Annotated in this window: 10 protein-coding genes; 4 read left to right on the top strand and 6 right to left on the bottom strand. The window is 68.6% G+C overall.

The annotated features are described in order from the left end of the window. Position 1: 1 nt before the first annotated feature. From iniR to K3U96_RS24305, 3 genes are all read left to right on the top strand, one after another. Complete coding sequence (gene iniR / locus K3U96_RS24295) at positions 2–2,548, top strand: isoniazid response ATPase/transcriptional regulator IniR (RefSeq protein WP_220691345.1); 2,547 nt, start codon at positions 2–4, stop codon at positions 2,546–2,548. A gap of 158 nt (positions 2,549–2,706) precedes the next feature. Further along, complete coding sequence (locus tag K3U96_RS24300) at positions 2,707–5,607, top strand: (Fe-S)-binding protein (RefSeq protein ID WP_220691346.1); 2,901 nt, start codon at positions 2,707–2,709, stop codon at positions 5,605–5,607. Positions 5,608–5,647: 40 nt separating this feature from the next. Continuing rightward, positions 5,648–6,940 carry a pyridoxal phosphate-dependent aminotransferase gene (locus K3U96_RS24305; RefSeq protein ID WP_220691347.1) on the top strand — a complete coding sequence of 431 codons (1,293 nt, stop codon included), beginning with the start codon at positions 5,648–5,650 and terminating at the stop codon, positions 6,938–6,940. A gap of 41 nt (positions 6,941–6,981) precedes the next feature. On the opposite strand, the gene K3U96_RS24310 is transcribed toward K3U96_RS24305, so the two are convergent. Then, entirely contained in the window at positions 6,982–8,448 is a 1,467-nt protein-coding gene (locus K3U96_RS24310) for an alpha/beta hydrolase family protein (protein ID WP_230982280.1), read from the bottom strand. Positions 8,449–8,512: 64 nt separating this feature from the next. On the opposite strand from K3U96_RS24310, the gene K3U96_RS24315 reads away from it, so the two are divergent. Continuing rightward, complete coding sequence (locus K3U96_RS24315) at positions 8,513–9,784, top strand: YibE/F family protein (protein WP_220691348.1); 1,272 nt, start codon at positions 8,513–8,515, stop codon at positions 9,782–9,784. Here the strand turns inward: K3U96_RS24315 and rfbA are convergent. The 5 genes from rfbA to K3U96_RS24340 form a co-directional block, all read right to left on the bottom strand. After that, on the bottom strand, positions 9,735–10,601 hold the full coding sequence (rfbA, locus tag K3U96_RS24320) for a glucose-1-phosphate thymidylyltransferase RfbA (protein ID WP_069405863.1): 867 nt from the start codon (positions 10,599–10,601) through the stop codon (positions 9,735–9,737). The genes K3U96_RS24315 and rfbA overlap by 50 nt on opposite strands. Next, positions 10,601–10,963, bottom strand: a complete 363-nt coding sequence (locus K3U96_RS24325; protein WP_069405862.1) for a nuclear transport factor 2 family protein — start codon at positions 10,961–10,963, stop codon at positions 10,601–10,603. Before K3U96_RS24325 ends, rfbA begins: the two co-directional genes overlap by 1 nt. An 18-nt stretch (positions 10,964–10,981) precedes the next feature. Next, on the bottom strand, positions 10,982–11,728 hold the full coding sequence (locus K3U96_RS24330) for a maleylpyruvate isomerase family mycothiol-dependent enzyme (RefSeq protein ID WP_220691349.1): 747 nt from the start codon (positions 11,726–11,728) through the stop codon (positions 10,982–10,984). Between the two features lie 27 nt (positions 11,729–11,755). Next, positions 11,756–13,042 (bottom strand): cytochrome P450, encoded by a 1,287-nt coding sequence (locus tag K3U96_RS24335; RefSeq protein WP_220693673.1) that lies wholly within the window; start codon positions 13,040–13,042, stop codon positions 11,756–11,758. A gap of 110 nt (positions 13,043–13,152) precedes the next feature. Further along, on the bottom strand, positions 13,153–14,730 hold the full coding sequence (locus K3U96_RS24340; RefSeq protein ID WP_220691350.1) for a DUF7159 family protein: 1,578 nt from the start codon (positions 14,728–14,730) through the stop codon (positions 13,153–13,155). Positions 14,731–14,777: the final 47 nt, after the last annotated feature.

Here is a 14,777-nt window from a genome sequence, read left to right on the forward strand (position 1 = left end):
CATGGCCAGACCGGCGCCGGAACGACTGACCGACATTCCGCCGACCGCACGGACCGCCGTCACGGCGCTGGCCTCCGCACCGACCGCGCCGGTCAAGCTTCTGGTGTGGGGAGGCATCGGCACCGGTAAGAGTTCGGTGCTCACCGCCATCCGGTCGGCCCTGCGCGCCGCCGACGTCCCGGTGCTCACCAGAGCGCCACGCGACGGTGATGATCCGCGCGCCGCAGTCGTCATCGACGACGCGCACCTGCTCGGCGACGACGACCTCGACCGGCTCACCGACCTCGTGGCCGATCCCGACGCCACGGTCGTCGTCGCGGCCGAACCGCTGGCACACCGGCCGGCCCTGCGCACGTTGACCACCGCGCTCGAGCGGGAGAACCCCGCCGTCGCGTTGAGCGCGCTGAGTTCCGCCGACGCGGCCCGTGCCGCCACCGAAATACTCGGCACCACACCGACTTCAGACCTGATGCGTCCGCTGATGGTGGCGACGGCCGGGCTTCCCTTCCTGCTTTACCCGGCGATCTCGGCCACGGTGGCCGCCGACGGCGAGGCCCCCGCGGCCGGCATCGCCGACGCGGCGAAGTTCGCGTTGATCGAGCGGTTACGCCGGGTCGACGAACCGGTGCTCGACACCCTGCTGGTGTCATCGCTGAGCCGTGACCTGGGCCCCGACGACGTGGCGGCGACGTTACGCCGCGACGCCGATGACGCACAGCACCTGGTGGACCGCGCCCGCGCCACCGGGCTGATCGAGCCGTCGCACAGCCCGGCCTTCCTTCGCGCACTGCACCGCTGCATCGCACAAATCATCGGCGCGGCGCGCCACCACGACATCGAGGTGTCGTTGCTGCTGTCCCAGCTCGAATCCGCAACGCTGTCAGGCGATCTGGCGCTGCAACTGGCCGAGCACGGGTTGCGCGACGAACGCCTCGCCACCGCGCTGGCCGAGCTGGCTTCCCGCCACATCAGCCAACCAGCAAGGGCGGCAAGGTTTTACCGCGCGGCCGCAGCGGCGGGCGCGACGACGCTGACCTCCCAGCTCGCCGACGCCCTCGCGTTGACCGGTGACTGCACGACGGCGGGCCGGCTGGCCGACGAGCTGCTGGGATCTGAGGACGCGGCCGAACGTGCCGCGGCTGTGCGGATCGCGGCCAGCATCGCCGTGCACGACGGCAGCGCCGCGCAGGCCGCTGATCTGGTCCGGTGGCTCGGCCCGTATCCGGACACCTTCGTCAGCGCGGCCGGTGCCATCGTCTTGCTGGGTGCGGGCGACCTGCCCGCCGCACGTGCGGCGCTGAGCGCCGAAAGCGCCGGGCCGCCGACGTCGACGGCGCGCGCGGCCCGCAACCTCGCCGAGGGCCTGTTGATGTCGTTGGAGGCGCCCTATCCGGCCACCATCGCCCGGCTGGGCCAGGCTGTCGCCGCCGAGCACTCCCCGGCCGGCGTCGCACCCGACACCCCGGCCGCGCTGCTGACGCTGACGGCGTTGCACGGCGGCGACCCGGTGCGGGCCCGCAGCGTCATCGCCCGCGCGGTTCGGGCCGGGCTCGACGGTGCCGACAACGCGGCGTTCGTCGCGCCACGGCACCGGCTGCTGCTGGGGTGGACGCGGATGCAGGACGGGCATCTGCCGGCGGCCGGCGCCGATGCCGCGTCCGTCCTCACCGACGCCGCGTTGCACCGCCGCGACGCGCTGTGGGCGGCGGCGCTGCAGACCGCGATCGCCCGTCGCAGCGGCGACAGCGGTGCGGTGCAGAAACACTGGTACGCCGCCATGGAAGTGCTCGCCGAGTACTCGGTGGATCTGTTCTGCCTGCTGCCACTGGGTGAGTTGTGGGTGGCCGCGGCCCGGTTGCGCCAGGTCGACCGGCTGCAACACACCCTCGACGAAGCATTCGGCCTGCTGGAATCGCTCGGCAACCCGGCGCTGTGGTCGGTGCCGCTGCACTGGGCAGGCGTGCACGCCGGAATCCTCGCCAACTCACCGGACGCGGTGGCACCGCACGGGCAGGCGCTGACCGCGGCCAGCCGGGCGGACGGACCCGACAGCGCGTTCGCCAGGGCGCTTGCCAGGGCGGGCCGGACATGGCTACGGGTGCTCGCCAACACCGTCGACGTCGAGGACGTCACCGCCGCCGCGCGGCTCTTGTCACAGTTCGGGCTGACCTGGGACGCCACCCGGCTGGCCGGCCAGGCCGCGCTGCAGACGCCCGACGGCCGGGTCTCCGGGGCGATGTTGCAACTCGCCCGCGACCTCAAGCAGACCGCGACGCTCGGCGACACACCGGGCGCAGACGTCGGTGCCGGCGCCGAATCCCGCCCGGGCGCACCGGCCCGGCCGGTGTCCACCCGGTTGTCCGACCGCGAACGTGAGGTCGCCGAACTGTTGCTGCTGGGCATGCCCTACCGCGACATCGGCGCGCAACTGTTCATCTCCGCGAAGACCGTCGAGCACCATGTCGCCCGGATCCGTCGCCGGCTCGGCGCCGAATCCCGCTCGGAGATGCTCTCGATGCTGCGGGCGATGCTGGCACCGCAGGGCTGATCGACCGGCCCCCAGGACGTAGTTAGGTAAACCTTTGTAGCGCTCTTTCCCCGTGGGGTGCAACGATGAGCCCGGCTTGAACTGGCCCTGAGCTAAAGCTACCGGCCGGTAACATGCGTTAAGTTACCCTTGAGTAACTTAGGATCGGGAGGCACGCGGTGGATACACAAATGCTGCTCAGGCTCGTCGTCGGCCTTGGCATGACCGCGATCGTGGTCGCGCTTGCGGCCCGGCGAGTCGGCTGGCTGGCGAAGCTGGTGCTGGCCGGCCAGCCCGCCAGTGGCCGCACCGACGAGGTCGGCACGCGAATCTGGACGCAGATCGCCGAGGTGGCCGGCCAACGCAAACTGCTGAAGTGGTCGATCCCCGGCCTGGCGCACTTCTTCACCATGTGGGCGTTCTTCGTTCTGCTCACGGTGTACATCGAGGCCTACGGTCTGCTGTTCGACCACGATTTCCACATCCCGATCATCGGTAAGTGGGGTGTGCTGGGTTTCCTGCAAGACTTCTTCATCGTCGCGGTGACGGCGGGCATCGTCACGTTCGCGATCATCCGCATCCTCCGCAGCCCCAAAGAGCACGGCCGCGATTCACGCTTCTACGGCTCGCACAACGGCGGCGCCTGGCTGATCCTGTTCATGATCTTCAACGTCGCCTGGACCTACGTGCTGCTGCGCGGTGCGGCGACGGCGCTGGGCAACCTGCCCTACGGCAATGCCGCGTTCCTGTCTCACCTGTTCGGCAAGTGGATGGCGCCGCTGGGGACCACTGCCAACCAGTGGATCGAAACCATCTTCCTGCTGCTGCACATCGCGATCATGCTGGCGTTCCTGCTGATCGTGCTGCACTCCAAGCACCTGCACATCTTCTTGGCCCCGATCAACGTCACGTTCAAGCGACTCCCCGACGGGTTGGGTCCGCTGCTGCCGATCGAGTCCAACGGACAGCCGATCGACTTCGAGGATCCCGCCGAGGACGCGGTGCTGGGCCGCGGCAAGATCGAGGACTTCACCTGGAAGGGCATGCTCGACTTCGCGACCTGCACCGAGTGCGGCCGCTGCCAGTCGCAGTGCCCGGCGTGGAACACCGGCAAGCCGCTGTCGCCCAAGCTGTTGATCATGGATCTGCGCGACCACTGGATGGCCAAGTCGCCCTATCTGCTGGGCAAGGAGCCCGAACCGCTCGAGGGCCTCGACCTGGAGACCGCGCACCAAGAAGCCCACCATGTGCCGGAGTCCGGATTCGGTCGCGTTCCGGGCTCGGGCCCCGAGCAGGCAGCCCGGCCCCTGGTCGGCACGGCCGAACAGGGCGGCGTCATCGACCCCGACGTGCTGTGGTCCTGCACCACGTGCGGCGCCTGCGTCGAACAGTGCCCGGTGGACATCGAGCACATCGATCACATCGTCGACATGCGCCGCTATCAGGTGATGATGGAGTCGGAGTTCCCCGGCGAGCTCGGTGTGCTGTTCAAAAACCTTGAGGCCAAGGGTAATCCGTGGGGCCAGAACTCCAAGGACCGCACCAACTGGATCGACGAGGTCGACTTCGACGTGCCGGTCTACGGTAAGGACGTCGAATCGTTCGACGGCTATGAGTACCTGTTCTGGGTGGGCTGTGCCGGCGCCTACGAGGACCGCGCCAAGAAGACCACCAAGGCCGTCGCCGAACTGCTGGCCACCGCCGGCGTGAAATATCTGGTGCTGGGCGAGGGCGAGACCTGCAACGGCGACTCGGCCCGCCGCTCCGGCAACGAGTTCCTGTTTCAGCAGCTGGCCGCGCAGAACGTCGAGACCCTCAACGAGCTCTTCGAGGGCGTCGAGCGGGTGGATCGCAAGGTCGTCACCTCCTGCCCGCACTGCTTCAACACGCTGGGTCGCGAATACCCGCAGGTCGGCGGCAACTACACGGTGCTGCACCACACCCAGCTGCTGAACCGCCTCGTGCGCGACAAGAAGCTGGTGCCGGTCAAGCCGGTCGACGGCGGGCGCGACATCACCTACCACGACCCCTGCTATCTGGGGCGGCACAACAAGGTCTACGAGGCGCCGCGGGAGCTGGTCGGCGCGTCCGGCGCCCAGCTCACCGAGATGCCCCGCCATGCCGACCGCGGGCTGTGCTGCGGCGCGGGTGGTGCGCGGATGTGGATGGAAGAACACATCGGCAAGCGCGTCAACCATGAACGCGTCGAAGAGGCCATGGACACCGGCGCCTCGGCCATCGCCACCGCCTGTCCGTTCTGCCGCGTGATGATCACCGACGGGGTCGACGACGTCGCCGCCGCCCGCGAGGTCGAGAAGACCGAGGTGCTCGACGTGGCGCAGTTGCTGCTGGACTCGCTCGACAAGAGCGGCATCAAACTACCCGAGAAGGGCACGGCGGCAAAGGAATCCGAGGAGCGTGCCGCCAAGGCCGCCGCGGCTGCGCCCGCGGTGCAGAAGGCCGCGCCGAAAGCCGAGCCGCAGCCCGAGGCTGAGCCGGCGCAGGCGAAATCCGCACCGGTCGCCGATAAGCCCGCCGCCGCCGCACCGGCCAAGGGACTCGGCATCGCCGCAGGGGCCAAGCGACCGGGGGCGAAGAAGGCCGCCGCACCGGCCGCCGAAGACAAGCCCGCCGCCGCACCGGTCGCCGATAAGCCGGCCGCCGCACCGGCCAAGGGACTCGGAATCGCCGCGGGCGCACGCCGTCCCGGCGCGAAGAAGGCCGCGCCGAAGGTGTCGCCCAACGAGGGTGAAGGCACCGTCACACAACCGCCCAACGTGGATCCGGACCAGGCCACGCCGGAAACCAAGACCGACACTGCCGATTCGGACCGCGGCCTGACGGAAACGCCGCAGGCTCCGGTCAAGGGCCTCGGCATCGCGCCCGGTGCACGCCGTCCCGGCGCGAAGAAGTCGGCTGCCCCGGCGGGGAAGCCCGCTGCGGCGCAACCCAAGCCGGACGCCGAGGGCGGGTCCGACGGTGAGCCGCAGGCTGCGGCCCCAGCCGAGGGTGATAAGCCGGCGGCCCCGGTCAAGGGCCTCGGCATCGCGAAGGGTGCCCGCCCACCGGGTAAACGGTGAACGTCTCAGAACCAGGCTGACCAGTGTTTTTAGATAATCGTTGGACAGCAGTGGGACTATTGAGCGCGTGACTACCCACCACGTGCCGTTCCATACCGCCGGGCACCAGCCGCGGCCGCGCACGTTCACGCAGTCCTCGAAACTGCAGGACGTTCTCTACGAGATTCGTGGTCCGGTGCACGAGCATGCGTCGCGGTTGGAGGCTGAGGGGCATCGGATCCTCAAACTCAACATCGGCAACCCCGCGCCGTTCGGGTTCGAGGCGCCCGACGTGATCATGCGCGACATCATCCAGGCGCTGCCGTATGCGCAGGGGTACTCCGATTCCAAGGGCATCCTGCCCGCGCGGCGCGCGGTGTTCACCCGTTACGAGTTGGTCGAGGGTTTCCCGCGTTTCGACGTCGACGACGTGTTCCTGGGCAACGGGGTCTCCGAGCTGATCACGATGACGTTGCAGGCGTTGTTGGACAACGGGGATCAGGTCCTGATCCCGGCACCGGACTATCCTTTGTGGACCGCGTCGACCTCGCTGGCCGGCGGCACCCCGGTGCACTACATGTGCGACGAAACCCAAGGCTGGCAACCCGATATCGCCGACCTGGAATCCAAGATCACCGAACGCACCAAAGCCCTGGTGGTCATCAACCCCAACAACCCCACCGGCGCGGTCTACAGCCGCGAGGTGCTGACCCAGATGGCCGAGCTGGCGCGCAAACACCAACTGCTGCTGCTGGCCGACGAGATCTACGACAAGATCCTCTACGACGATGCCGAGCACATCACGATGGCCTCCGTCGCCCCTGATGTACTGACCCTGACCTTCAACGGGCTGTCCAAGGCCTACCGGGTCGCGGGCTACCGCGCGGGCTGGCTGGTCATCACAGGGCCCAAAGAACATGCCGCCAGCTTCATCGAAGGCATCGGCCTGCTGGCCAACATGCGGCTGTGTCCCAACGTGCCTGCCCAGCACGCCATCCAGGTCGCCTTGGGCGGCTACCAGAGCATCGAGGATCTGGTGCTGCCCGGCGGGCGACTGCTCGAACAACGCGACGTGGCGTGGGAGAAGCTCAACGAGATCCCCGGGGTGTCCTGCGTCAAACCCCAAGGCGCGCTGTACGCCTTCCCGCGCCTGGACCCCGAAGTCTATGACGTCGTCGACGACGAACAGCTGGTCTTGGACCTGCTGCTGCAGGAGAAGATCCTGGTCACTCAGGGCACCGGATTCAATTGGCCCACACCAGATCACCTGCGCATCGTCACCCTGCCGTGGTCCCGCGACCTCGCCGCGGCCATCGAGCGCCTCGGCAACTTCCTCACCAGCTACCGGCCGTAAGCCGGCGATTCCGGACGGCTCGAGGTGAATCAAGCGCCTGCTCAACGCCGGTCGATGCGCACCTCGTCCCATGGTGGCGGGCCGTCGAGAAGAGCCGACGGCCTGCCGGCAAGGAACCGCTCGTAAAACGCCGCCGAGTACGCCGCGAGGACCTCGTGGCCACGTCGGCCGCCGATCGGACCGGAGAACGCCATCGCCTGTGCCAACGGCGTCCAGGCCGGGGCGTCGGTGTAGTTCATGTGAAACATTCCGGGAATCTCGACGAAGTAACCGTGTCCCGGTGCGCTCTTGTCGAACGTCGCTCGTTGGGTGGTGAGGGTCTCGTGGATTTCATGGTCCGGCCAGCCGCCGCTGCGGCTTCGTTCCAACAAGATGGAATCGGCGTCCCGGGTCAACCACATGCTCGGCTGTGAAAGGCCTTCGCGCACCACATCTGCAGGCATCGCGGCATCCATCATCAGGCACGCTTTCAGGCGCGGATCGGTGTGACATGCCTGTGCGACGGTGATGGCTCCCAGCGAGACACCGAACGCTCCGGCCCGGTCCAGATCCAGCCTGCCGGTCAGCAGCCCTTGCGGATCCGACGTATTCAGCGCGGCAAGCTGATCCAGCGCGAACCCGATATCGGTTGCCAGGTACGGAAACAGTCCGTCGGGCAGCGCCACATCGCCAAGCGACGGTGCCGGCGTGGACGGTGTGATGCTCTGCTGAATGACGTCGACCAACCGGTCTTTACTCCATCCCTCGATCGCGCGCCCGTCCGGGAACGTGGTGACCACCGAGGTATAGGGCTGGTCGAGCCCCACCACCACAAATCCGCGCGACACCAACTGCTCGATCTGGAACATGTTCGACTGACGAAACGCGTTGAGCCCGGAGGCGAACACCAACACCGGATAGCGGGTGTGATCCGCTGCCACCGGCGGCATTTGGGTGGCGTGGGTCGGCACGACGTCGAAGTGATCGAAGATGAACCCCGGCACTCCGAGGAGCCGGCCCGCGGCAGGCGCAAACGCCGCAGCATCGGGCACATACGGTGCGCTCGGGGCGTCCGCGCCGGCCTCGGCCGGATACCAGACCTGCGCCATGAGTTCGCGTCGCGCGCCGGGATCGGCGTCGAATATCTCGCGGCGGTCGTCGTCACGCCAGTGGTAGGTCACCGTACCGATCGCGTAGGGCCCCTCGGGCGCGGGAAACCGGAACACCGGTACGGCCACCGGGACTGTCAGCGAGACCGCGAACACGACGACGCCGACGCCGATCGCGACCACCCGCACGCATCGCCGGCGGTTGCCGCCGGCGATGCGCCACAGCGCGATCACCGCGGCCAGCACGTAGGCCGGGACCATCTGCCAGCGGTACCCCTCCAGGGTCACCTGAGCGACCGCCGCCAACGGCGCCAGCAGGGCGAGGTTGCGAAGCTGGCCGATGCGGCCGCGCGGCGGCACCAGCAGCGCGCCCAGGCCGCTCGCGTTCAGCACACACAGCAGGATCTCCACGGGCCTCACCCGCCCGATTATCCGGACGCGACGGAGCCACCGCGGCGATGGCGGACACCTCTACCCTGTTCGGGTGGCGCACTCGCACGGACACTCACACTCCCTGAGCGGCCCGGCGCCGCTGGGCCCGCTGGCCGCGAAGGTCGTCGTCGGAATGCTGTTCGTGATCGGCATCGCGGTACTGGCCGGCACGGTGTGGCTGTGGCCAAGCCAGCAGAAGGCCGACATCCCGTTGCCGTTTCAGAACGCGACCGGCGGCGCGGTCACCACCGAAGCCGGGCACGTGGTGTCCAGCAGCCTGGCCGCCTGCGGCAGCCCGTCGGCCGGACGCGTCCTGACCGCCCCTCCGGCGCCCGCCCGCGGCGACGGCGGCACCTGCGTGCAGGGGCTCATCGCAATCGACTCCGGACCCAACGCCGGCGCCAACACGCTGCTGGAGTTCAGCGGCGGGCCGGGACAGCCCAACCTCGCCGTCGGTGACCAGGTCCGCATCAGCCGGCAGATCGACGACGCCGGCACCACCACCTACTCGTTCTACGACTATGACCGGACGTGGCCGCTGATCGCGCTCGCCGCGGTGTTCGCCATCGTGGTCGTGGCCGTGGCCCGGTGGCGCGGGTTGCGCGCGCTGATCGGAATCGTCGTCGCGTTCCTGGTGCTCGTGGTCTTCCTGTTGCCCGCCCTGCGCGACGGCGCCGCGGCGATCCCGGTCGCGCTGGTGGCCTCGGCGGTGATCCTGTACGCGGTGATCTATTTGGCGCACGGGGTGAGCCTGCGCACCAGCGCCGCCCTGCTCGGAACGCTGACCTCGCTGCTGCTGGCAACGGTATTGTCCTGGGCCGCTATCGAACTAGCGCACCTCACCGGCCTTTCCGAGGACCAGAACAACACGGTGGCCGCCTATCTCGGGGAGGTGTCGATCACCAGTCTGCTGCTGGCCGGGTTCATCATCGGCTCGCTCGGCGTACTCAACGACGTCACCGTCACCCAGGCGTCGACGGTGTTCGAGTTGGCCGAGTTGGAAGGGAGTTCGCGCCGCACCGTCTTCGTCGGGGCGATGCGGGTGGGCCGCGACCACATCGCCAGCACCGTCTACACGCTGGTGCTGGCGTACGCGGGCAGTGCGCTGCCGCTGCTGTTGTTGTTCAGCGTCGCCAACCGGTCCCTCGGTGACGTGCTGACGAGCGAGAGCGTGGCCATCGAGATCGCCCGTTCGGCGGTGGGCGGTATCGCGCTCGCGCTGTCGGTGCCGTTGACGACGGCCATCGCGGCGGTGCTCGCCACCCCGCGTGTCGCTAGCGTTCCTCCAGCAGCCCCAGAAGATATGCCCCGTAGCCGGATTTGAGCAGGGCGTATCCCCGCTCGGCCAACTGCTCGTCGTCGATGAAGCCGACCCGCCACGCCACTTCCTCGGGCACGCTGATCTTCAGGCCCTGCCGCCGTTCGATGGTGCGCACGTAGTCGCAGGCATCCAACAGCGAGTCGAACGTTCCGGTGTCCAGCCACGCCGTCCCACGGGGCAACACCTCGACCTTCAACCGGTTCTGGTTGAGGTAGGTCTGGTTGATCTCGGTGATCTCGTATTCGCCTCGGGCAGAGGGCTTCAGCGATCGGGCGATCTCGATGACGTCGTTGTCGTAGAAGTACAGTCCGGGCACCGCGTAGTGCGACTTCGGCGTGGCAGGTTTCTCCTCCAGCGACAGCGCGACGCCGTCCGCGCTGAACTCGACCACACCGTATGCGGACGGGTTGGACACCCGGTACGCGAAAATCGCACCACCGCTGATGTTTTGGAACCTCCGCAACCCGGTTCCCAATTCGGGTCCGTAGAAGATGTTGTCGCCCAACACCAATGCCACCGGCCCGGTTCCGATGTGCTCTGCGCCGATGATGAACGCCTGGGCCAGGCCGTCGGGCTGCTTTTGCACCGCATAGGTGATGTTGATGCCGAAATGCGAACCGTCGCCGAGCAACCGGTGAAATGCCGGCGCGTCGTCCGGGGTGGTGATGATCTGGATGTCGCGAATACCGGCCATCATCAGCGTGGACAGCGGGTAGTAGATCATCGGCTTGTCGTAGACGGGTACCAGCTGTTTGCTGACACCCATCGTGATCGGGTACAGGCGGGTGCCCGACCCGCCGGCGAGAACGATGCCGCGCATCAGCTCTCGAGGTCCTTTTCGGTCAGCTCGGTGGCGGCCAGCGCCGACGCGAGGTCGCCGTGGTGAAACACCGACGTGACGCGGTCACGCACAACGCGGAAAGCCGCGGCCGATGCCACCGTGCCGGGATCGGCGGCCAACTCCTCGGCAACGACGACGCCGTCGTGCACATACATCCGACCGGTCTCGACCTTCACGCCGGCGCGCTGCGCCCACTCCCGCAGCGCCGCGTGGCCCTGGGCGGCCCCGTCGGCGTCACCGATGTCGATGTCGTCGCTGGACAGCGACGCCAGGGTGTCGAGGTCGCGCTCGTTGAGCGCGTCATACCACGCGAGGACGGTGGCGATTTCGGAAGTGCTCATGGTCGAAACGTACGCCACCTAGAACGGCGTGCGCTGCAGCCAGTCCGCCCACACCGCTTCATCGCCGAACACCTCGATGCCTGCGTCAGCGACGCTGCGCCGACGTGCGAGTGCCAGCAGCAGGTCCTTGGCCGGACCCCGCAGCGCGACGTCGCCCTTGCCGTGGTCGTGCGTCCAGGTCACGCCGTCCTCGGCGTTGACGACGGTCCACTCGCCGGCGGGCCCGAGGCCGTCGTCGGTGGCGTGCAGGTGCAGGGTGCGGCCGCGGTCTACGGGTGCTGAGTGCTGCGTGGCGTTGACGGTCATCAACTCGATCCACTCGCTGATGCCGTCGGCGGCCAAATCAGCCGCAAGATTGTAGTCGGCGCCGAGCGCCACCGCGGCATCGGCACGGTGCACGGCCACTTCGTGTAACAGCCTGCGGATCCACCACCCTGCCGGGCGCGGCCCCGTGGCCGTCCACACCCGTTCGGAGCCGACCCGGTCGACGGCGGCGATGACGGAACGAGCACCGGCGTTCAACCACTCGAACGCGGCGTCGGGATCATCAGGTGGCTTGCCGTCGCGCACCTCGCGCGGATCAACAGGCTGTGTCCTGCGCTCGGCAATGATCTGTGCGGCCCACCGGCTTCCACGCCCCACATGACGGAACAGCTGCTTTAGGGTCCAGTCCGGACAGGTCGGAACCGGCGTTGACGGGTCTGCACTGCGGATCAGTTCCCCGAAGGCCCGGGTCTGGTCGAGCAGCGCTGCTCGGAAATCCACGCCCCGAACTTAACCCAATCGCCGCGGCTAGATCGACGAACCGATCGGGGTGCGCGCCTTGCCGAGCGTGACCGGCAGCGACGACCACCCGCGCAGCACCCGGGTCTCGCGGCGGCTGCCGTCGCCCGCCAGCCGGGCATCCGGGAAGCGTTCGAAGAACGTGCGCAGCCCGACCTCGCCCTCGGCCCGCGCCAGCGCGGCGCCAAGGCAGTAGTGCCTGCCGCCGGAGAACGACAGGTGCTTGCCCGCGTTCTCCCGTTCGATATCGAAGCGGTGCGGGTCCTCGAAGACGTCGGGGTCGCGGTTGGCGCCGGCGAGATAGAGGATGACGACTTCGCCGCGCCGCACCCTGGTGCCGGCAATGTCGGTGTCCCTGCGCACCATTCGCGCGCTGAGCTGCACAGGCGAGTCGAGTCGAAGGATCTCCTCGACAGCGTTGGGCCACAGTTCGGGTCTGGCTGCCAAGGTCTCCAGCTGCTGGGGAGCGTCCAGCAGCATGCGAATTCCGTTGCCCAGCAGGTTGACTGTCGTCTCGAAGCCCGCGGCAAGCACCAGACCCGCGGTGGCGAGCAACTCCTTCTGGTTGAGCTGGGCGCCGTCGTCGCTGGCCTGGATGATCTGGCTCATCAGATCATCGCCCGGGTTGCGCCGCAGCTCGGCCAGGTGGTCGACAAGCCAGTCGTTGAACCCCTCGATGCCGCGGTTGACCTGGCGGTACAGCTGCCACGGCACCCCGATGTCCAGGCTGGGGGCGCCGAGTTCACCGAACTCCAGAATGTGCGGGCGCGCCTCGTCGGGCACTCCGAGAATGTCGCCGATGATGCTGACCGGCAGCTGCCCGCAGTAGCGCTCGACGATATCGACGGCGCCGGCGGCCCCGGCGATCTCGTCGAGCATGACATCAGCCGACTCCTGCACCCGATCCCTCAGCGCCGCAACGGCTCTGGTGGTGAACACCGATGACACCAGCTTGCGGTAGCGGGTGTGATCCGGCGGTTCGACCGACAGCATCGAGGGCGGTTCCAGCGGATGCAGCAGGTCGGTCTTGGTGTGGTCGGCCAGCCATTTCAGGGGCTTGGGCAGGGTCGACCCCATCGCGAAGACCTGGAAGTCGTCGGACCGCAGCACATCGTTGACGATCTTGTGGTCGACGGTCAGGTAGGCGGCCCGACCGCGCACGATCGGACCGCGCGCACGCACTTCCTCGATGAACGAGACGGGATCGGTGCGCACCGTGGGATCGGCGATCAGCCTGCCCTGCGGGTCACCGCGACGGGCGGCCAGCCGGGAGAACATCCGCACCACCCCGTGCATGGCCACCCACCGAACCCGTAGCTTGACCGGGCCGTTGCGTCGGCGATGCGGATGACCATCTTGCACGATGACACTCCAACGAGTTGCCGCTCAACTGCTTTCGCAGATAACTAGCTGCAGAATATCAGGAAGCAGTTGTGGCCCGAACCGCCCGAACCGCCGCGCCCGGACGGCCCGTGGGAACCGCCCGGACCGCGCGATCCGGACCCGTAGTCACCCGAACCGCGGGATCCCGACGAATTCCCCGAGCCGGGGCCGCCCTGCGACGGCAGCCACCGCGGGCTTCGCGGCGCCTCAGGTTCCTCCCACGGCGGGTCCCAGGTGGACGTCGGGGGGTCATAGGTCGGCCGCGGCGGGCGCCATGGCGGATTCCACGGATTCTGCGGCCGCGGGTACCACATCGGCGGTGGGCTGTACACGGGCGGAGGGATGTACACCGGTGCCGGGATCGGCGCGGGCGCCACAGGGACGGGCGCGGGCGCAGGCGCCGCGGGTGGCGGTGGCGGTGGTGCTGCCGGCGGAGGCGCAGGGGCGGGGGCCGCGGGCGCCTCGACGTACACCGTTCGCGGTGGGGCCTGGGGAGCTTCCTGCACGACGGGGATCGGGGCCTTGATCGTCTCGGCCGGCGGCGGTGGCGGTGGTGCCTCGGCCGGCTTGGCTTCCTGCTGCACGGGTGGCGGTGCGGGGGCCACGGTGCTCGGGACGATCGCGCTCTGCCCCGGGCTGGGGCGCTGGTCGGCGGTCGGGCGGATGCTGACGGCCAGCGAGATGACCAAGGCCACGACGCCGACGACGAAGATCGATGTCAGCGCGCTGCCGACGAGCAGAAACGGCTTGCGTTCGCCGCCGACCGGCTGAAGGTCGGTCTGCGGCTCGCCATCGTCGACGAGCGGTTCGGCGCCGTCGACCATGGCCATCTGCGTGGCGGCGCCGGCGAACGCGGCGTATGCGCTGCCGGCCGTGGGGCCGTCGGGGTCCTGAGAGTAGGCCAGCCCGACGGTGGACGCTTCGAACGCGGGGGCGTTGGCGGCGGCCAGTGCGGCGCCGCGGGCCAGCGCGAGGTCGGGTTCGTCCGGGGCGCTGACGGGCAGGCTGACGAGGTGTTCGAGGTGGTTCTTCACCGAGGCAATGTCGACGCCGGAGCCGACCACGAACATCGCCTGCGGCGGCGACTCCTGCGCGTCGACGGCGGCGGCCATCTCGGTCAGCACCGCCATCGCGTCGTCGCTGTGCAGGGTGCGGCTGAGCACCTTGACGACCGATCCGTCGTCGGTCTCAACGACCGACAGAGTTGCGGTGTCGCGGTCGATGAACAACAGCGCGGTGGTGTCGTATCCCACCGCGCGGCCCACCGCCTGGGCCAGCGCCGCCGCGGCGTGGCCGTCGGCGACCAGCATGACGTCGTCGATGCCGCGGGCGGCCAGCGCTTCCCGCAGCGCCGCGGCCTCGGTGTGGTCGCTCCAGGTGACCCCGATGGACTTGAGTTGGTGCCCGCCGGTTTCGGCGCTCTCCTTGGTGCCCAGCACAGCGTCGATCACCTGGCTGGCTGCGCTTGAGGTTGCTGATCCGGGTTCGCCCTGGACCTCGAAGACGTCGTGATCGACGGTGACCCCGTCGGCCTTCTCGCCTTCGACCAGCACCATGCGGACCGTCGTAGGTGTCATCGACACACCCAACACGATGTCCACGAATCCTCCAATGAGTTTGCTACGCTGTCTAGGTCGTCGTCGCTTTT

Source organism: Mycolicibacterium holsaticum DSM 44478 = JCM 12374 (assembly GCF_019645835.1).
GTDB classification, from domain to species: Bacteria; Actinomycetota; Actinomycetes; order Mycobacteriales; family Mycobacteriaceae; genus Mycobacterium; species Mycobacterium holsaticum.